The sequence below is a fragment of the Roseibium sp. genome (assembly GCF_965232425.1).
Classification (GTDB): domain Bacteria; phylum Pseudomonadota; class Alphaproteobacteria; order Rhizobiales; family Stappiaceae; genus Roseibium.
On sequence record NZ_OZ246971.1, the window covers coordinates 3,468,841 to 3,488,068 of the forward strand.

At 61.8% G+C, this 19,228-nt stretch carries 18 protein-coding genes; 6 read left to right on the plus strand and 12 right to left on the minus strand.

Going from position 1 to position 19,228, the window contains the following annotated elements:
* The first annotated feature begins 44 nt into the window (after positions 1–44).
* Positions 45–2,051, plus strand: coding sequence for an ATP-binding protein (locus ACO08A_RS15975; RefSeq protein ID WP_422036987.1), 2,007 nt, complete (start codon positions 45–47; stop codon positions 2,049–2,051).
* A gap of 68 nt (positions 2,052–2,119) precedes the next feature.
* On the opposite strand, the gene ACO08A_RS15980 is transcribed toward ACO08A_RS15975, so the two are convergent.
* The 3 genes from ACO08A_RS15980 to ACO08A_RS15990 all read right to left on the minus strand — a co-directional run bounded on the left by ACO08A_RS15980 (position 2,120) and on the right by ACO08A_RS15990 (position 5,048).
* The gene (locus tag ACO08A_RS15980) at positions 2,120–2,878 is read right to left on the minus strand and encodes an ATP-binding cassette domain-containing protein (protein WP_421984370.1); all 759 of its coding nucleotides are present in this window, start codon (positions 2,876–2,878) and stop codon (positions 2,120–2,122) included.
* Between the two features lie 61 nt (positions 2,879–2,939).
* On the minus strand, positions 2,940–4,046 hold the full coding sequence (locus ACO08A_RS15985) for an ABC transporter permease (RefSeq protein WP_422036857.1): 1,107 nt from the start codon (positions 4,044–4,046) through the stop codon (positions 2,940–2,942).
* An 81-nt stretch (positions 4,047–4,127) separates the two neighbouring features.
* Positions 4,128–5,048 carry a sugar ABC transporter substrate-binding protein gene (locus ACO08A_RS15990; RefSeq protein ID WP_421979539.1) on the minus strand — a complete coding sequence of 307 codons (921 nt, stop codon included), beginning with the start codon at positions 5,046–5,048 and terminating at the stop codon, positions 4,128–4,130.
* 172 nt (positions 5,049–5,220) lie between these two features.
* Between ACO08A_RS15990 and ACO08A_RS15995 the strand changes: the two genes are divergently transcribed.
* Positions 5,221–6,228, plus strand: a complete 1,008-nt coding sequence (locus tag ACO08A_RS15995) for a LacI family DNA-binding transcriptional regulator (RefSeq protein ID WP_422036988.1) — start codon at positions 5,221–5,223, stop codon at positions 6,226–6,228.
* A 19-nt stretch (positions 6,229–6,247) separates the two neighbouring features.
* On the opposite strand, the gene ACO08A_RS16000 is transcribed toward ACO08A_RS15995, so the two are convergent.
* The 3 genes from ACO08A_RS16000 to ACO08A_RS16010 all read right to left on the minus strand — a co-directional run bounded on the left by ACO08A_RS16000 (position 6,248) and on the right by ACO08A_RS16010 (position 9,491).
* Positions 6,248–7,387, minus strand: a complete 1,140-nt coding sequence (locus ACO08A_RS16000) for a Gfo/Idh/MocA family protein (protein ID WP_422036989.1) — start codon at positions 7,385–7,387, stop codon at positions 6,248–6,250.
* Positions 7,384–8,286: a TIM barrel protein gene (locus ACO08A_RS16005; protein ID WP_422036990.1), complete on the minus strand. Its 903-nt coding sequence runs from the start codon at positions 8,284–8,286 to the stop codon at positions 7,384–7,386. Before ACO08A_RS16005 ends, ACO08A_RS16000 begins: the two co-directional genes overlap by 4 nt.
* Positions 8,287–8,354: 68 nt before the next feature.
* Positions 8,355–9,491 (minus strand): Gfo/Idh/MocA family protein, encoded by a 1,137-nt coding sequence (locus tag ACO08A_RS16010; RefSeq protein ID WP_422036991.1) that lies wholly within the window; start codon positions 9,489–9,491, stop codon positions 8,355–8,357.
* A 103-nt stretch (positions 9,492–9,594) separates the two neighbouring features.
* Here ACO08A_RS16010 and iolD point away from each other — a divergent pair, with 103 nt between their 5' ends.
* The 4 genes from iolD to ACO08A_RS16030 are packed head-to-tail and all read left to right on the plus strand — an operon-like array spanning position 9,595 to position 14,137.
* Positions 9,595–11,475 (plus strand): 3D-(3,5/4)-trihydroxycyclohexane-1,2-dione acylhydrolase (decyclizing), encoded by a 1,881-nt coding sequence (gene iolD / locus ACO08A_RS16015; protein WP_422036992.1) that lies wholly within the window; start codon positions 9,595–9,597, stop codon positions 11,473–11,475.
* 2 nt (positions 11,476–11,477) lie between these two features.
* Positions 11,478–12,452 (plus strand): 5-dehydro-2-deoxygluconokinase, encoded by a 975-nt coding sequence (gene iolC, locus ACO08A_RS16020; RefSeq protein ID WP_422036993.1) that lies wholly within the window; start codon positions 11,478–11,480, stop codon positions 12,450–12,452.
* A gap of 12 nt (positions 12,453–12,464) precedes the next feature.
* A complete protein-coding gene (locus ACO08A_RS16025) occupies positions 12,465–13,307 on the plus strand; it encodes a 5-deoxy-glucuronate isomerase (protein WP_422036994.1) in 843 nt (280 codons plus the stop codon).
* Complete coding sequence (locus tag ACO08A_RS16030) at positions 13,304–14,137, plus strand: class II fructose-bisphosphate aldolase (protein ID WP_422036995.1); 834 nt, start codon at positions 13,304–13,306, stop codon at positions 14,135–14,137. The genes ACO08A_RS16025 and ACO08A_RS16030 overlap by 4 nt, the downstream gene beginning before the upstream one ends.
* 13 nt (positions 14,138–14,150) lie before the next feature.
* Here ACO08A_RS16030 and ACO08A_RS16035 read toward each other — a convergent pair whose 3' ends face one another.
* From ACO08A_RS16035 to ACO08A_RS16060, 6 genes are read right to left on the minus strand one after another with little or no spacing between them, the layout of a single operon-like run.
* The gene (locus tag ACO08A_RS16035; RefSeq protein ID WP_422036996.1) at positions 14,151–14,546 is read right to left on the minus strand and encodes a RidA family protein; all 396 of its coding nucleotides are present in this window, start codon (positions 14,544–14,546) and stop codon (positions 14,151–14,153) included.
* A 24-nt stretch (positions 14,547–14,570) separates the two neighbouring features.
* A complete protein-coding gene (locus ACO08A_RS16040) occupies positions 14,571–15,257 on the minus strand; it encodes an ABC transporter ATP-binding protein (RefSeq protein ID WP_422036997.1) in 687 nt (228 codons plus the stop codon).
* Positions 15,254–16,003 (minus strand): ABC transporter ATP-binding protein, encoded by a 750-nt coding sequence (locus ACO08A_RS16045; RefSeq protein WP_422036998.1) that lies wholly within the window; start codon positions 16,001–16,003, stop codon positions 15,254–15,256. The genes ACO08A_RS16040 and ACO08A_RS16045 overlap by 4 nt, the downstream gene beginning before the upstream one ends.
* Entirely contained in the window at positions 15,996–16,979 is a 984-nt protein-coding gene (locus ACO08A_RS16050; protein ID WP_422036999.1) for a branched-chain amino acid ABC transporter permease, read from the minus strand. The genes ACO08A_RS16045 and ACO08A_RS16050 overlap by 8 nt, the downstream gene beginning before the upstream one ends.
* Positions 16,976–17,896, minus strand: a complete 921-nt coding sequence (locus ACO08A_RS16055) for a branched-chain amino acid ABC transporter permease (protein ID WP_422037000.1) — start codon at positions 17,894–17,896, stop codon at positions 16,976–16,978. Before ACO08A_RS16055 ends, ACO08A_RS16050 begins: the two co-directional genes overlap by 4 nt.
* A 59-nt stretch (positions 17,897–17,955) precedes the next feature.
* The gene (locus ACO08A_RS16060; protein ID WP_319383860.1) at positions 17,956–19,092 is read right to left on the minus strand and encodes an ABC transporter substrate-binding protein; all 1,137 of its coding nucleotides are present in this window, start codon (positions 19,090–19,092) and stop codon (positions 17,956–17,958) included.
* Positions 19,093–19,228: the final 136 nt, after the last annotated feature.

A 19,228-nucleotide genomic window follows, 5' to 3' on the forward strand; every position in this document is an offset into this window, starting at 1 on the left:
CCTGACATGCCTTTCGGGAAATGACCAGTTCGCTCCGCATTGTTTTGTCTTTGTTTTTTGCTCTTGCCGCCCTGGGTCTTGCGCGGGCGGAGACCGTTTTTCTCGCGCCGGGGCAAGGTGTTGCGGATCTCAAGAGCCAACTCACCTACCACAGCGATCCGTCCAAATCGCTCGGCGATGTCCTGAAGCTGTACCGCGCGGGGGCGTTCGGCCCTGATCTGCAGACAACCATGCTGGAATGGAATTATGCGCCGGAGGCATGGGCCGGGACGGAGATTTTCAACGATACGATCGACGATGGCCGCGGGGCAGACCCGTTCGTGCTCGTGGTCGATCTTCCGCTCGTCAGCGAAGTGGATGTCTACCTGATCCGGGAGAGCGGATTTACCGAAGCGCTGATCGACTATTCCATCTTCGAACCGTTCAGGGCCGATGATCACTCCGTGACACGGTTGCGAACGCCGGTCTTCGAAATCGCGCCACAGGAGCAGGTGACCCTGCTGGTGAACTTCAAGTTCGGCCCGTTCCAGTCGTTCCGGATGGCACTTGAAACCCCGTCGGAGCTGGAAGCGTCCGCCTTTGCCTCCGGGATCACGCATACGGCGTTTTATGCCTTCTGCATTTCCAGCCTGGTTTTCTTTTTCGGCTTTCACCTGGCGATGAAGAACGGGATCGGCATGCTCTACGCCATCCAGTTCACCGTCGGCCTTGCCCTGATCGCCTATATCGACGGGCTGTGGTTCCGTTTCTTCTATCCCGATCGGCCCGATCTCCAGTCCGCGATCGGCTTCTTCCTGCTGTTCGCGCTCTCGGGAACGGGTTTCCTGATTTCGGGACGGTCCGTTAGGGGAGAAGACGGCGAGACCCGCTTGTCGGTGGCACTGTCCGCCCTGAGCCTCCTGTCGGTGGCGGGCTTCATCATTTCGCTCTATTCGCCGGGCCCCTATTCGGCGCTGTTCAGCTATGTGCTTCTGGTCCTGATGTTCGTCGCGATGGTCGTTTCCAGCGGTGTCTGGCGAAGAAAGCAGGGAGAGATCCATCTGGCCGGTACTCTTATCGCCCTTACCGGGTTTGTGCTGGGCGCCGGGCTTGTCGCTTTGCTGGTGGCCGGCAGCCGGGCGGAGATCATTCCGGTCTCCACGGCCGTGAAGGGGGTTTTCTCCGTTCTGCTGGTCGCGACCATGACCGGTCTCACCGCGCATATCATCAATCTTCGCAGGCAGCATTCCACGGCGGTGCAGGCGGAGCTCTCCGCGCTGGAAGCAGAAGCCCGGCGCAGCCAGGAACTGCTGGTCGCCGAGCGCAACTACACGCGGGCGCGCGAGCTGGCCAGCCTGCGGCAAAGACAGCTCGCCACCGCGTCCCATGATCTGAAACAGCCGATCATGTCCCTGCGGATGAATGTCGACAGTCTGGCCGCCGACCTGGAGCCCGAGATCCGGAGCCGCCTGAAGGAGGCCTTCGACTATATCGAGGCGCTCTCCAACGATTATCTCCGCCAGACGACCCCGGTTGAGGTGTCAGAGCCGTCGGGGGATGATCCGGAGAACGTCCCGGATACCGAAGAGGGAAGGGGCGATCCGGTCGCCGAAAGCGAGGCGGAAATCTACGAATTGTCGCTTGTGCTCGACACGGTTTATCAGATGTTCCGCGAAGAGGCGGTGTCCAAGGGCATCGAACTCAGGCGGGTCCTGTCGAGCAAATGCGTTTCCGTTCCGCCTCTGATCATCATGCGCATCGTCAGCAATCTTGTTTCCAACGCGGTGAAGTACACCGACGAAGGCAAGGTGCTCTTCGGCGTCCTGTCACGCGGGGACGAATTGAAACTGTGTGTGCTTGACACGGGAGCGGGCATGAGCGCGGAGGAAATCGGCGACTTTGCCGAAGCCTATCGCAAAGGTGCGCAATCCGATGGTCACGGTCTCGGACTGTCCGTCTGTTACGAGCTTGCCCGGGAGAACGGCTTGGAGCTTTCCTGCGCGTCGGAAAGGGGGGAGGGTACGGTGTTCATCCTGACCATCCCTGTCCAGGAACACCAAAAAGCTGCGTGAAATCTGTCCTATCAGCGTGGACGCCGGATGCGCGCTTGCTTCGGGCAGCGCGCATCCGGGAGGGTTTGCTAGACGGTTCCTCCGAGGGATCCTTCGAGTTGTGCCATTTCCTGTCCGCCGGCCATGAGATCCTGGAGCTGTTCGGGTGTGATCTCGCCGCGTTTTGCGGTTCCGAGTGTCTTGCCGCGGTTGAGGACGGTGAAGCGGTCGCCGACGGCGAGGGCGTGGCGGACGTTGTGGCTGATGAAGACGACGCCGACGCCCTGCTTGCGGACCTTGTCGATGGTGGCCAGCACGTTGGAGGTCTGGCGCACACCGAGGGCGGAGGTGGGCTCGTCGAGGATGAGGACCCTTGCGCCGAAATAGACCGCGCGGGCAATGGCGACCGTCTGGCGTTCACCGCCCGACAGGGTGCCGACCGCCTGGTCCGGACCGCGCAGGTTGATGCCCATCTTGCGCATCTCCTCCATGGTGATCTCGTTGGCGCGGGTCACGTCGAAGCGCTTGGCCAGGCCGCGCCCCTTGGTGGGCTCGCGGCCCATGAAGAAGTTGCGGGTCACGCTCATCAGCGGGATCATGGCCAGATCCTGGAACACGGTGGCAATGCCGGCCTCCATGGCATCGCGCGGGGTGGCGAAGCTGAGCGGCTTGCCTTCGAAGAAGATCTCACCTTTCGTGGGCCTGTGCACGCCGGACATGGTCTTGATGAAGGTCGACTTGCCGGCGCCGTTGTCGCCGAGCAGGCAGTGGCACTCGCCGGGCCTGACGTCGAAACTGACGCCGGCCAGGGCAATGATGTTGCCGAAGTGCTTCTCGATGTCGACCATGTGGATGATGGGTTCGAACTCCGGCGCATCGCCGTGATGGAACTTGCTGTCCTGGGTCATGTCAGCGCTCCCCCGTGACGCGCTTGCGGATCGCGTTGTTGAACAGAACGGCGATGAGCAGCATGGAGCCGAGGAAGACCTGGAACCAGTCCTGGTCGAAGTTGGTGTAGGTCAGGCCGATGACGACCATGCCGAAAATGATGGAGCCGAAGAAGGCGCCGATGGCCGAGCCATAGCCGCCGGTCAGCAGACAGCCGCCGATGACGGCCGCGATGATGGCCTCGAACTCCTTCTGGAAGCCGCGGCGGGCATCGGTGGAGCCGGCGTCCATGACGGTGATGATGGCCACCATGGCGGCGCAGCAGGCGGTCAGCATGAACAGGGAGATCTTGACCCGGTTGACCGGAACACCGGAATTGGAGGCGGCGGTCTTGTCGCCGCCGGCGGCGAAGATCCAGTTGCCGACGGGCGTGCGCAAGAGGATGTAGGTCGCGATCAGGGCAATGAGAATGAACCAGAGGATCTCGACCGGAATGCCGGGAACCTTGGGCGCGCCGCTCTTGAAGGTGTCGACGAAGCCGTTGGTGGCCAGCCAGTTGAAGAGACCGCCGAAGGCATCGCCGGAAAAGAACGGGGCGAGCCAGTCGCCCTCGACCGCATCGCGGACACCGCGCAGCTGGGTGGCACCGCCGGTGGCCCACTTCAGGCCGACGAGGGACAGCCCGCGCAGGATGAACAGGAAGGCGAGGGTGACGATGAAGGAGGGCAGGCCCGAGCGGATCACGATGGTGCCGTTGATGGCGCCGACACAGGCGGAAAAGACGAAGGTGAGGGGAATGGCCAGCACCAGGGGCAGGCCCCAGGTGACGACGCAGGCGGCGAAGAACAGGCCGGCAAAGGCGACCATGGAACCGATCGACAGGTCGAACTCGCCGCCGATCATCAGCATGGCGGCGCCGATGGCCAGAATGCCGAGCTGGGCCGCAGGGGTCATGAAGTTCATGATGCCGGACAGGCTGAACATGGCCTCGTCGGCGGTTGCCAGGAAAAACAGGGTGACAAGGATCACGCCCGCAATCGCGCCGAGTTCCGGCTTCTTCATGAGTTTGGAGAAGAACGATTCCTTCTTGACCCGTTCGTCTGCATCTGTCGGAGCGGCGTCGCTCATTGTTGCCTCCCTTTTATGGAAGGACGGCGCGCGGGCGCGCCGCCCCCTTGTTCCGTTTGTTAGTGCGCGTGCGGCACGCGCTTAGCGGATGCCCTTGGCGGACAGATCGATCACCTGGGCCGCCTTGTCCTTGGTGACGAGGTTCGGACCGGAGGGAACGTTGCCGCCCGGCATCAGGCCGTAGGCTGCGTTGTTGGCCAGGAACACGACCGGGAGATAGCCTTGCAGGAACTGCTGCTGGTCGATCGCGAAGGCGGCATCGCCGTCAACGATGGACTGCAGGAAGTTCGCGGACAGGTCGAAGGACGCCACGTTGAGATCCCGGCCGGAGGCCTTGGCAGCGGCAACGGTCGGCTCACCGGCGGTGCTGGCACCCAGCGCCATGACCGTGTCGACGTCTTCATCGGACGACAGGGCCGCAGCCACCTTGGCTTCGATCTCGGCCGGATCGTTGGAGGTCGGCAGAACCGTCACCTCACCGCCGAAGCCCTTGGTGAAGCCTTCGCAGCGCAGGTCAAGCGCAACGTTGCCCACCTCGTGGTTCACACACACGGCCTTCTTGCCGCCCATCTCGGCGAGCTTCTTGCCGGCAGCCTCGCCCGCGTCATACTCGGACTGGCCGACGTGAAGCGTCACGCCGAGACCCGGGGCAACATCAGAGCCGGAGTTCATCGAGATCACCGGAATGCCGGCCTCGACCGCACGCTGGATCGACGGCCCGAGCGCATCCCCATCGGGAATGGACACGACAAGCCCGTCCGGCTCCTGGTTCACGGCCGCGTCGATCAGCTGGCTCATGGCCACCATGTCGAACGTCTCCGGAGCCCGGTAGTCCACATTCGCACCCGTGTGCTCGGCCGCAAGCGATACACCGTTCTTCACAACAGACCAGAACGCATCATTCGCCTGACCATGCGACACAACAATGATGTCCGTCGCAAATGCGGGCGAAGACACGGCAAGGGCACCTGCCACGAGGACACTTTTCACGATATTCTTCATGTATTTCCTCCCAAGTTCACGGCTCGACGCCGCACTTTGTGCAAAGTGAGACGTGCCTGATCTCAAACAATCACAATCTCAAAAACTTTGCAACCGGTTGCAAAAAAATTGACGCGTCAGGACATTCGTGTAGGTTCGATGCCCAGATGAACGATCTGGTTGGACAAAGGGCTTGGCGGTAACACTCAAGGAAGTCGCGGAACTGGCGGGTGTTTCCCGTTCGGCCGTATCCCGAACCTTTACCGATGGCGCCAGCGTGTCGGCGCGAACGCGGGAAAAGGTGGAGAAGGCGGCCAAGACGCTCGGTTACAAACCGTCCCTGATTGCCCGCAGCCTTGCGACCAACAGAACCAAACTGATCGGTCTTGTTGCGAACAATTTCCAGAACCCCGCGTTTCTCGACGTGTTCGACCTGTTCACCAGCGAATTGCAGAAGCGCGAGCTCAGGCCGCTCCTCGTCAACCTGTCCGCGGAGACCTCGCCTAAGAAGGTCGTCGAACTGTTGCGTCAATACAGCGTTGACGGTGTCATCGTGGCAACGTCCACCCTGCCGACGAGCTTTGCGATCGCCTTCCAGATGGCCGGTATTCCGGTCATCCATACCTTCGGCAAGTTCCAGGCGAACGCCAATGTCCATGTCGTCGGCATCGATAACGACTATTGCGGCGCCATGGCGGCGCGGACATTTTCAGAGCGCGGGTATCGAACCGTCGCCCTGCTCGGCGGGCCGGAGACGGCAACGTCGACGCAGGACCGGGCCGCCGGGTTTCAACGCACGGCGGGTGAACTCGGCCTGAAGGTCGCCAAGGTCTGCTTTGCGGAAAACTATACCTACAAGGCGGGCCGGGACGCGATGCGGAACGTTCTTGAAGATCCGGATATCGAGGCGGTCTTCTGCGGCGACGATCTCATCTGCATGGGCGCCATGGATGCCGCCCGCGATGCCGGCAGATCCATCCCGGACGATATCGGTTTCCTGGGGTTCAACGATATCGGCATGGCGAGTTGGGACGCCTACGCGCTCACCACCATCAGACAGCCCATCCGGGACATCATCATGAGCTCTGTCGAGCTGGTCGTCGGCATGGTGGAGAATCCGGACCGGAGCCCGGAGATCCGCCTGTTTCCCTGCTCGGTCGTCGAGCGCGGCTCGCTGCGTCCCATTCCTGAAACCAGCTAACCGCACCTCGAACGGACCTTCAGAGCCCGACCCAGGCTCCTCTGGACCTGGCTGAGTGCGCTGCGGCTTCGATCGCGCGCATCGACCACAATCCGTCCGTTGCCGATGGGAAATCCATTGCAAGCGGATCGGGCTGCTCGCCGCGTTTTTCCGCCCGCAGCACATCGGCGAGATCGTGATAGATATTGGCGAATGCCACCGGCATGCCCTCCGCATGCCCGATCGGAATCCGGGAGGCACGGACGGCCTGGGGCGAAAGGGAGGCGTCTCCGCGTTCCAGAACCTGTGTCCGTCCGTTGAGCGGGGTCCAGTGCAACTGCTCGGGATGTTGCTGTTGCCAGGAAAGCCCGCCCTTTTCGCCAAACACCTGAAGGGTCAGGCCGTGCATTCGGCCGACCGCAATGGCGCTTGTCCAGAGCCGGCAAAGGGCGCCGCCGGACAGGCGGATGTTGATCATGGCGTCGTCTTCCAGCTGTCTGTCGCCGACCATGGACGCAAAATCCGCCGACAGCTCGGCCGGCGTCTGTCCGGAGACGAAGCAGGCCATGTGGAAAGCATGAATGCCGGCGTCGGCGAACACGGCCGACGTCCCGGCCTGCTCAGGATCGTAACGCCAGCGGATCCTCGGATTGTCGGCCTCGTCCGCATCCGCATGAAAGCCGTGGGCGAATTCCGCCTTGATGAGACGAATGCTTCCAAGTTCGCCAGCGGCAATCATCGCCTTCATCTGGCGCACCAGCGGATAGCCGCTATAGCCGTAATTGACCGCGCAGATCCTGCCGGTATCTTTTGCAACGGCAACGATATGTTCCGCCTCTTCGGCTGTCATCGTGAGCGGTTTTTCACACAATACGTGAAATCCGGCTTCCAGAAAGGCCCGCGAGATTTCGTAGTGCGTGGCATTGGGCGTGGCGACCGTGACCAGATCGAGCCGATCCGGCCGTGCGCGCTCGGCTTCGAGCATTTCCTGCCAGTTGCCGTAGGCACGATCTTCGGCGATGCCCAGCTCTGCGGCAAAGGCCCTGCCGCGTGCCGGATCGATGTCCAGAGCACCGGCCGTCAGGTGAAAATGGCCATCGAGTGCTGCGCTGATGCGGTGTGCCGGGCCGATTTGCGAGCCCTGGCCGCCGCCGATCATGCCCCATCTGAGTTTGCTCATGCTGCGACCTCAAATCCAATGGAATGCAGAAATGACCGGTTTTCACGGGCGTCGTCCAGCGGCGACTGCGCCTTTTCCGGGTCGCAGTCCTGCTCCACCGTACACCAGCCTTCGAACCCGGCTGCCTCCAACTTCGCCTTGACGGCTGGAAAATCGACCGAGCCCTTGCCGAGATTGCAGAAGATCCCGTCGCCGCATGCCTCGTAGAAATCCGTGCGGTTGGCGACGGTCCGGGCGCGGACTTCAGGATCTATATCCTTGAAATGCATATAGGAAATCCGCTCCATGTGGCGCTCCATGAAGGCCAGCGGATCGAAGTCGGCATACAGGCTGTGGCCGGTGTCGAGGCAGATCTTCAAGAGGCTCTCATCGATTTCGTTCAACAGGCGCTCGACCTCGTCCTCGAAGTCCATGAAGCCGCCGGCATGCGGGTGGATCGCCGTGATCAGGCCATATTCCTCCGTGCCCATCTTCGCAATGTCACGGATCTTGGCGCAGTAGCCGCTCCATTCGGAAGCGGACATCTGTTCGGCTTCGGCCGGACGGCCCGCGGTCGGTGCGCGGCGCGGCGAAATGCTGTCGATCAGCACCAGGTGCCTGGCGCCATGGGCTTTCAGCGCCGCGCAGGTGCGGACAGATCCGTCCTTCACATCGTCCCACGCGGCGGGGTCGTGGAACGGACGGAAAACCACGCCGCCGATCAATTCCAGATCCCGCTCGGCGAGCGCGTCTCCCAGCTCGGCAGGGTCTTCCGGCATGAAGCCGACCGGGCCGAGCTCGATGCCCTTGTATCCCGCGTCCCGGCACTGATCGAGCACCGTCAGCCAGGACGGATTGCGTGGATCGTCTGCGAATTCAACACCCCAGGAACAGGGCGCGTTTCCGATCTTGATTGTCATGTGATGCATCCAGAATAGACAGCCTGGCTTTTAGGGTATGGGGTCAAAAATGACTCCGTACCCTAGACCTAGACGTCGTCGAGTTTGATCCAGCTTTTGGATTCGTGCGATTGCCAGGCCGCTTCCACGACCTGGTTTACATAAAGGCCGTCTTCGAAGGCGGGCCAGATGTTCTGTCCTGTTTCAATGGCCGTCAGAAAGTCCTTGGCCTCGATGATGATCTGGTCCTGATAACCAGTTCCGTGTCCCGCACCCAGACAGAAATTGACATAGTCGGGATGATGCGGACCGGTCAGGATCTTGCGGAACCCTTCCCGCGACGGCTTCTGGCCGCCTTCATAGAGCCAGAGCGCATTCTGATCTTCCTGGTCGAAACGGATTGCGCCACTTGTTCCGAAGATCTCGTAGGCATAGCCCATCTTCCGTCCCCAGGCGGTGCGGCTGATGTAAAGGGAGCCAAGCGCTCCGGACGCGAAGCGGCACATGAGTTGCGCCTGATCGTCATTGGTGACCGGCACCATGCCACCTTCGGAGGGGCGCTCCTTCACGACAGTGTCGATCTCGGCGAGCACACGATCAATCGGACCGGCAAGCGCCTGGGAGCCGTTGATGATGTGGGGTGCGAGGTCGCCCATGTTGCCGTTGGCGCGTCCCTGCGCGCGCCAGGTTCCCGGGAGGTTCGGATCGGCGAAGAAGTCTTCCGTGTGTTCGCCGCGAAGATAGGTGACGTCGCCGATCTCGCCGGCTTCGATGATCTCGCGCGCAAGCTGGGAGGCCGGTGTTCTGATGTAGTTGAAGCCGACCATGTTGATGCAGCCGGAGACTCGCGCGGCCGCCGTCATGTCGCGGCTCTGCTGCAGGTTCTCGCCGAGCGGCTTTTCGCAGAAGACCGGCTTGCCGAGTTCGAACGCGGCGGTTGCGATTTCCAGGTGGGTTTTCTGCGGGGAGGCAATCACGATCGCCTCGACCTTCGGGTCGCGCACCAGCGCGCGCCAGTCTGCGGTCGAGCGTTTGAAGCCGAGTTCGCGCGCCTTCTTTGCAGCGCCGTCCGGCGTGGTCGTGCAGACCATTTCAAGGACGGGACGCAGCCGCGTGTCGAACACGGCGCCGACGGCATGCATGGCAACGGCATGGGCTTTCCCCATGTAACCGCCCCCGATGATGCCGATGCCAATCTCGCGCGTTTCCATTCGTTTTTGATCCATTTTTGCAACCGCTTGCAAAACAGCTAAACACCCATTAGCTTTCACAGTCAAGAGCCCCTCGGGGCGCAGACAAAAAATCCGTTTCGGGAGGTTAAAGAGGCCCATGGTCCAGAAAACGGTGCGCCTGACAATGGCGCAGGCTCTTGTTCGCTATCTGGCAGCCCAATATGTCGAAATCGATGGGCAAAGGCAGCGGTTCTGTGCCGGTGGATTCGGCATTTTCGGGCACGGCAACGTGACCTGCCTCGGCGAAGCGCTTTACGAACACAGGCAAGAGCTGCCGCTGTGGCGCGGCCAGAACGAGCAGTCCATGGCGATGGCTGCGGTCGGCTATGCCAAGCAGCAGCTGCGCCGCCGGTTCATGTTCGCAACCTCCTCGGCCGGACCTGGAACCACCAACCTTCTGACCTCGGCCGGGATCGCGCACACCAATCGCCTGCCGCTCTTGATGCTGGCCGGCGATGCATTTGTCACTCGCCTGCCGGACCCGGTGCTGCAGCAGGTGGAGCACCCGTCCAATCCGGGCCTTTCGGTCAACGATGCCTTCAAGAGCGTGACCCGCTTCTGGGACCGGATCACACATCCGGCGCAGCTGTTGCAGTCGCTGCCTGCCGCGATCAACACGCTCATCGATCCGGCGGATTGCGGTCCGGTTTTCCTCGGGCTGCCGCAGGACGTGCAGGGATGGGCGTATGACTATCCGGAAAAGTTCTTCGAGGAAAAGACACACCATCTCAGGCGGCAACTGCCCGACACGCGCGAACTGACCGCCGCAGCGGAGGTACTCAAGACTGCCGAGCGTCCGCTGATCATCGCCGGTGGCGGCGTGCAATATTCACTGGCAACCGCCGAAATGCAGGACTTTGCGCGCAAGCACAACATCCCGGTGGTGGAGACCATTGCCGGACGGGCCAACTTCGTTCATGACGATGCCCTGAACTGCGGCCCGGTCGGGGTCACGGGATCGAATTCCGCCAACAATCTGGCCAAGGAGGCCGACGTCATTCTTGCCGTCGGCACGCGCCTTCAGGATTTCACCACCGGTTCGTGGACGGCGTTCGCGGCAGATGCCCGGATCATAGCGGTCAATGTTGGACGGCACGACGCGGCCAAACACATGTCGCTGCCTGTCGTGGGTGACGCGAAACTGTCGCTTCCGGTCCTCTCCGAGGCGCTCGGTTCCTTTGCAGCGCCGGGCGCATGGGTCGAGCAGGCCGCTAGGGAGCGGGCTGACTGGGCGGCCTATGTCGACGAGAATACCTCGCCGGTGACGAAGGACGGCAGCAATCGTCCGATGTCCTATGCCCAGGTGATCGGCGCGGTCAATGACGTCTGTGACCCGGACGACCGCGTCGTTGCGGCGGCCGGCGGGCTGCCGGCGGAAGTGACCGCCAACTGGCGCACGAAATCCATCGGCAGCGTCGACGTCGAATTCGGCTTTTCCTGCATGGGCTACGAGATTTCCGGAGGCTGGGGTGCACGGCTCGGCCACATGGAAGACCACCCGGACAAGGACACGATCATCTTTGTCGGCGACGGCTCCTACATGCTGCTGAACTCCGACATTTATTCTTCGGTTCTGTCCGGTGCGAAGATGATCGTTGTCGTGTGTGACAACGGCGGCTTCGCGGTAATCAACAAGCTGCAGAACAACACCGGCAACGAATCCTACAACAATCTCATTGCCGACTGCAGACTGGCCGTCGACCCATTTGCCGTCGACTTCGAGGCGCATGCGCGCTCCATGGGAGCGAATGCGGAAACGGTCCACTCGATCGGCGAGCTCAAAGAGGCATACGCACGTGCCAAGCAGTCTGACCGGACCTATGTCATTTCGCTGAAGGTCGATGCCTTCGATGGCTGGACGCAGGAAGGCCATACGTGGTGGGAAGTCGGCACGCCCGAAGTCTCCAACAGTGAACGGGTCCGGCAGGCACATGCGGACTGGGAAGCGGGACGCGCGCCGCAGAGAAAAGGCGTCTGACCGTGTCCGCCTACCTGAATTCGAAATCAAGGTTTCTGGTGGTCGGGCGCGCGGGCATGGATTTTTATGCCGATCCGCCGGGCACGGAAGCCGAGCATGCCGCGCAATTCACCACTGCGCTTGGCGGGTCATCCGGCAACATTGCCGCCGGGATCGCGCGGCATGGTCTTTCGGTCGATCTTCTGACCTGTGTGTCCGATGATTCCATCGGCCGGTTCGTTCTGAACCAGCTGGCGCATTACGGTATCGGAACCGATCACGTGCGCGTCCTGGGTGGCGAGTCGCGGACCTCGCTTGCGGTCACCGAAACCCGGATCGAAAACACCCAGAACACGCTTTACCGCAACAATGCTTCCGACCTTCTGATGAGTGTCGATCAGGTGCTTGCGGTCCCCTTCGCCGATTATGAAGCGCTGATCGTGACAGGTACGGCACTTGCCGGAAATCCGTCGCGCGAGGCGACCTTGCGGGCGATGGAACATGCGCGCAGAGCCGGCGCGCTTGTCGTGATCGACCTGGACTACAGGCCCTATTCCTGGCCGAGCGCGCTCGAGGCCGCCGAAATCTATCGCGCCGCGATCGAAACCGCGGATTTCGTCGTCGGAAACGATGACGAGTTCGCGGTCGTCGCCAACGGTACCCATGCAGACGGTCAGAAGCTCGCGCGCGAACTCGGATCAGGCGACAAGGTGATCATCTACAAACTCGGCGAGCGCGGCTCCGTCGTCTACTCAGCCGAAGGGAGCTTCGAAACGGGCATTTTCGCCGTGGAGGCCCTCAAGCCGATGGGCGCGGGCGATGCCTTCATGGCGTCGCTCATGGCTTCGCTTGCCAACAGGCATTCGCTGCAGGACGCCGTCCTGAGAGGTTCGGCCGCTGCGGCAATGGTGGTGTCGAAATTCGGCTGTGCACCTGCCATGCCGACCCCGCCGGAACTCGAAACCTTTCTTTCCAATCACTCAGCCCCACAGTCCTGAGGAGATAACTCCATGCACTTTCCTCCCTATGACAATGAGAACAAGGCCATTATCGATGTCGAGGACAGCCGGGTTCCGCTCAATTATTTCAACATCGTCAAACTGAGCCGGGGGCAGGCCTTCGAATATGCCGTGCCCGGCTACGAGACGGCGATCGTGCCGGCAACCGGCAGTGTCGATGTGGATGTCGAGGGGGTGGCGTTTGCCGCACTCGGAAACCGTGGCGAAGACGTCTGGGACGGAGAGCCGGAAGGTGCCTATGTGCCGAGCGGTGCAAAGGCACGCATGGTGTGCGTGAGCGATGCCGCGGAGGTGTTCATCGCCGGTGCGAAATACGACAAGGTGCTCGATCCGTTCGATGTGCGCGCAAATGATATCGATCTGGTCCAGTACGGATCGGACGACACCAAGACACACCGCAAGATCAAGCATATCCTCGGTACCAAATATCACGACAAGGTCGGACGCCTGCTCGTATCGGAACTGTTCACGGTCGGGCAGGGCGGATGGTCCGGCTTTCCGCCGCACAAGCACGACACGGACCGGATCCCGGAAGAGAGCCGGCATGACGAGACCTACAATTTCCGCTTTCGGCCGAAAAAAGGCTTCGGCATGCAACTCGTCCAGCGCGAGGACGGCGAGGTGGGCGACGCCTACCACATCGTCGACGGCTCGACGATCGTGCTGGACAAGGGCTACCACCCTTGCGTGGTCGCGCCGGGCTACGAGATGTACTACTTTACCATTCTGGGTGGGCTTTCGCAGCGTTCGCTTGTGCAGTTTTTCCAGCCCGACCACGCCTGGCAGATCGAGACCATTCCCGGCATCAAGGACATGATCGCGAAGTTCAAATGACAGCCGCAACGCTTGCCCGGGTCCTCGAACCTGCGCTCAGCGACGGCTATGCGCTGGCCGGGCTCGTGGTGCTTGGATGGGAAGATGCGGTCGCGTTCGTCGAAGCCGCCGAAGAGGCCGGCTGCCCGGTTATTCTGCAGGCCGGTCCCGGATGCCGCGCGCATACGCCGGTTCCGGTGATCGGCAAGATGATGCGCCACCTTGCCGACCAGGCGAATGTGCCGGTGGTCTGCCATCTCGATCACGGCTACACCGTGGACGAATGCCGGGCGGGGATCGACCACGGGTTTACCTCCGTGATGTTCGACGGGTCCAAGCTGCCGATTTCAGAGAATATCGAGCTGACGGCAGGGCTCGTGCGCGAAGCCCATGCGGCCGATGTCTCGGTCGAAGGCGAGGTCGGCTATGTGGGGTATGCGCAAGGTGCAGCGTCGGCTTTCACCGATCCGGAGGAAGCGGCACGGTTCGATCGTGAAAGCGGCGCCGATGCGATCGCGGTGTCGGTCGGCAACGTGCATTTGCAAACAGAGAAGACCGACGGGATCGACTTCGATGCCCTGAGGGCGATCGAGGCGGTGACGTCGAAGCCGCTCGTCCTGCACGGCGGCAGCGGGATCCCGGCAGAGGTCCGCCAGCGGCTGGCGCGCGAGACACGGGTGTGCAAGTTCAATCTGGGAACCGAGTTGCGGCAAACCTTCGGTCGGACACTCCGGCAAACGCTTGCAGAGCAACCCGAGGTGTTCGACCGGCTGGCGATCCTGAAATCGACCATGCCGGCAATGCGCGAGAGTGTTTCCGACATCCTGAAAACGATCACGCTCAGGGATTGAGCGTCGGTCCTGTTCAGTCGAGCTGGGCGGTCGCCTCAATCTCGATCAGGGCCTCATCCTCGATCAAACCGGCGACCACCACGACGGACATAGCCGGAAAGTGCCGGCCGAAGACGCGCCTGTAGGCCTGGCCGACCTCCTTCTGGCGCGCCAGGTATTCGCGCTTGTCCGTGATGAACCAGGTCAGCCGCACGATGTCCGTCACCTCGCCGCCGGCCTCGGCGACGATCTCGGCAATGTTCTGGAGCGTCTGTTCCATCTGGCCGATGAAATCATGCGATTCGAACACCTGGTTCCTGTTCCAGCCGATCTGACCGCCGATATGCAACGTCCGGCCCTTGGTCAGCATACCATTTGCGTATCCCTTTGCAGGTGCCCAACCCTCTGGCTGAATGTGTTTCGATGGCATGGCTTCAGACTTTCCTTGGATGTTTCAGACGCCGATATAGGTGGTTGTTATGTCGTCGGTGAGTTCGCTGATCGTGCCGGCCCAGACGGACTTGCCCCGTTCCAGGATGGTGGCGCTGTCGCAGACCTCGCGGAGCTCGCGGATCGACTTGTCGATGACGAGGATCGACAGACCGGTTTCCGCCTTCAACTTGCGGATCACGGACCAGATTTCCTGCCGGATGATCGGGGCCAGGCCCTCCGTGGCCTCGTCAAGTATCAAAAGGCGCGGATTGGTCATCAGCGCCCGGCCGATCGCTAGCATCTGCTGTTCGCCGCCCGACAGCGAAGACGCATTCTGGTTGCGCCGCTCACCGAGCCTCGGGAACATCTCCACGACCCGCTCAAAGGTCCAGTCGCCCGGCCGGGCCGCCGCGATCAGGTTTTCATGAACCGTCAGATTGCCGAAACAGCGGCGCCCTTCGGGAACAAGACCGAGACCCAGGCGCGCCGCACGATGGCTCGGCAGCCGTGTCAGATCCGTGCCGTTGAAGGTGAGCGTGCCGCCTGAGGCAAGCATGCGGCAAATGCACTTCACCGTGGTGCTCTTGCCCATGCCGTTCCGGCCGAGAAGGGCACGCACTTCGCCTTCGCCGATGGTGAGGTCGACGCCGAACAGGGCCTGGCTGGCGCCATAGGAGGCAGTGACGTTGGAGGCTGTCAAAAGGCTCATGCGTCTTCTCCGAGATAGGCTTCCCGAACGGCGGCATCCGCGCGGATCTCGTCGACGGTCCCCGTTGCGATAACCTCGCCATAGACGAGAACGCTGATCCTGTCGGCAAGGGCAAAGACCGCATCCATGTCGTGTTCGACCAGCAGGATCGGCGCTTCGGCCCGCAGTTCGTCGAGAAAGCCGGTCAGGCGCTTGGAGCCTTCCGAGCCCATGCCCGCCATCGGTTCGTCCATGACGAAGGCGCGGGGCTGTTTCGTCAACGCGACGGCGACTTCGAGCTGCCTGCGCTGGCCGTGACTGAGCTCGGCGGTTCGGGTGAGGGCGTGATCCTGCAGGCCGACGCGTTCAAGCGCCTCCTCGGCCCTGGTGCGAAGGTTCTGGTCCTTCAGGACATCGCCGAAGAACCGCCACGGATTTCCGGTTGCGCCAAGCGCGCCGAGAACCGCGTTCTGGAGGACCGTGTCTTCCATGGCCAGCGAGGAAATCTGGAACGTCCGGCCGAGACCTTTTTGCGCGCGTTCCCGGGTTGCCAGCCCGGTGACATCCTCGCCCAGCAGACGAACCGCGCCGGAATCCGGTTTCAGTGTTCCGCAGATCTGACCGATCAGCGTGGTCTTGCCGGCGCCGTTCGGTCCGATAATGGCGTGGATTTCCCCCGCCTTCAGGTCGAGCGAGATGTTGCGGCTTGCGCGCAGGGCGCCGAAGCTCTTGGAGATGTCGCGTGTTTCAAGAACGAGATCAGTCATGAACGGCCTCCTTGCCGGAGGCGAGCCCGATCAGACCACCCCTGCCGAAGAGCACAATGAGCAGAAGCAGGATGCCGAGATAGATGTGCCAGTAGTCGCTGAGGCCGCCAAGCCAATGTTCGAGCGCCACGAAGGCAAGCGCCCCGACGACAGGCCCGTAGAGACGGCCGACACCGCCCAGGATCAGGAAGATCATGATCTCGCCGCTGGTCTGCCAGCTGAACATGGTCGGGCTGACAAACCGGTTGAGATCGGCGAACAGGGCACCGGCCAGGCCGGTGATGGCACCTGAAATCACGAAGGCGACGAGCTTCAGCCGGGTCGGATCGAGACCGACCGTTTCGACGCGGACGGGGGCTTGCCGTGCAGCATTGAGCGCGAGCCCGAACGGAGATTTCGACAGTCTCCAGGTAAACAGCAGGACGAGGCACAGGATGACGAAGCAAAGGCCGTAGAACTGGATCGGCGCGAGTGTGTTCAGGCCGGGGAATCCGTTGCGCACATAGATGGACAAGCCGTCCTCACCGCCATATTCCGCCCAGGAAATCGTGAAGAAAAAGAACATCTGCCCGAAGGCCAGCGTTATCATGATGAAATAGACGCCGGCCGTCCGCAGCGACAGGGCGCCGATCACCAGGGCCGCAAGCGAGGACACGAGAACGGCGACCAGCCAGATGATCGGCATCGACTTCGTGCCGTCGATCAGGAACGGCCATTCGCTCAAGGGCGTATAGGTCTGCGCGTGGTAGGCGAGAATGCCCATCGCGTAGCCGCCAATGCCGAAGAAAACAGCATGGCCCAGACTGACGAGGCCACCGATGCCGAGGGCGATGTTGAGTCCGATCGCCGCGATAGCGAAAATCGCGGCGCGGGTCATCAACGTTATGGTGAAAGGTTCGTCCGCAAAAAGTGCCCAGGCCGGAATGAGAACGAAGAGCCCGAGCGTCAGGGCGTTCAGATAGGTTTCCCGGATCATGCGCGCGCTCCGAACAGGCCTGCGGGGCGCAGGATCAGGACCGCCGCCATGAGAATGTAGATCGCCATGGAGGCAAGCGACGATCCGACCGATGTCGCCGTCGACGGATCGAGAAAAAGTTTCAGCGCTTCGGGCAGGAAGATGCCGCCGAGCGTATCGGTCAGCCCGACAAGGATTGCCCCGACAAGCGCACCCTTGATCGAGCCGATGCCGCCGATGACGATGACGACGAAGGCCAGGATGAGCACCGGTTCGCCCATGCCGACCTGGACCGACTGAATGGCCCCGACCAGGGCACCGGCGAGACCTGCCAGTGCTGCGCCGAGCGCGAAGACGATGGTGTAGAGCTTTGCAATGTCGATGCCGAGCGCGGCGATCATTTCCCGGTCGTTTTCCCCGGCCCGGATCTGGATGCCAAGGCGTGTCCGGGAAATGAGCATGTAGAGACCGAGAGCAACGAGCAGGCCGATGACAATCAGGGTCAGCCGGTAGAGCGGATATTCAATGCCGCCCGGCAGCGTCACGGGGCCGGAGAGAAAATCCGGAACATCGAGGAACAGGGGGAACGATCCGAAGATCCATCTCGTGCCTTCGGAGAAGATGAGGATCAGGGCGAAGGTTGCCAGCACCTGGTCGAGATGGTCCTTGTCGTAAAGTCTGCGAATGACGACAAGCTCCACCAGCGCACCGGCGGCCGCAGCGCCAGCCAGGGCGGCGACAAGGCCCAGCAGAAACGATCCGGTCGCGGCGGCGACGGCGGCGGCGCAGAAAGCCCCGATCATGTAGAGCGAGCCGTGCGCAAGGTTGATCAGCCCCATGACGCCGAAGATCAGCGTCAGGCCGGCGGCCATCAAAAAGAGCATGATGCCGAATTGCAGGCCGTTCAGAACCTGCTCTATGAGCAACAGAAATGACATGAAAATTCAGCCCCCATACCGCCCCGGCGCACGGCCGGGACGGCATTGTTGGAGATCACTTACATGCTGCAGTCGCCGGCATAGGCGTCGGCATGATCGGTGAGTGCGGCTGCAAGGATCTTGTTGGTGAAGACGTCACCTTCCTTGATCACCTCGCGGACATAGATGTCCTGGACCGGGTGGTGGTTCGGACCGAACTTGAAGTCGCCGCGGGTTGAATCGAAGTCGGCTTCCTTCAAGGCCGCACGGAAAGCATCGGCGTCCTTCACGTCAGCCTTGGCCATGGCAGAGAGCAGGAGGTTTGCCGTGTCGAACCCTTGCGACGCATAGAGGGACGGCAGGCGGCCGTACTCTGCCTGGAACGCTTCGACGAACGCCTTGTTGGTCGGGTTGTCGATGTCCTTGTTCCACTGGCTGGTGTTCTTCACGCCAAGCGCCGCGTCACCAACGGCCTGCAGGATGCCCTGGTCGAACGAGAACGCCGGGCCGACAACCGGCAGGTCAATGCCGCTGTCCGCATATTGTTTCAGGAAGGAGATCCCCATGCCGCCGGGCAGGAAGAAGAACACGCTGTCTGCGCCGGACGCCCGGATCTGCGCCAGCTCCGCGGCGTAATCCGTCTGGCCGAGCTTGGTGTAGAGCTCACCGGCAAGGTCGCCGCCATAGAAGCGCTTGTAACCGGTCAGCGCATCCTTGCCCGCCGGATAGTTGGGTGCGAGGATGAAGCTGTTCTTGTAGCCGGTGTCCTTGGCGTAGGCGCCGGCGGCCTCATGCAGGTTGTCGTTCTGCCAGGCGACGTTGAAATAGTTCGGATGACATCCCTTGCCCGCGAGCGCCGACGGACCGGCATTCGGCGACAGGTAGAATTTCCCCTGTGCAGTCACGGACGGGACAACGGCCATGGCAAGGTTCGACCAGATGATGCCGGTAAGCACGTCGACCTTTTCCGACTGGACCATCTTGTCGGCGAGCTGGACGGCAATGTCGGGCTTGCGCTGATCGTCTTCCACGATGACTTCAAGGTCCGGATTGCCGGCCTGTTTGACGGCGAGCAGAAAGCCGTCACGGACATCGATTCCAAGACCGGCTCCGCCCCCCGACAGGGTCGTGATCATGCCGACCTTCACCGGCTCGGCCTGAGCCCCCGTGATGCCGATGGCGAGAGCGGCGGCTGCCGCCAAAGTAACCATTTTCATTGCTTGCTCCTGTTGGTCTTTCGACTTCTGTTACCCTAAGCATTTGGTTTTCTGGCACTTTCTTACCAAGTGCCGAAGATTGGGGTGTTGTTGTTTTTGTTTCGTCCGCGCACCCCATTGGCGGATGAACTTTCGC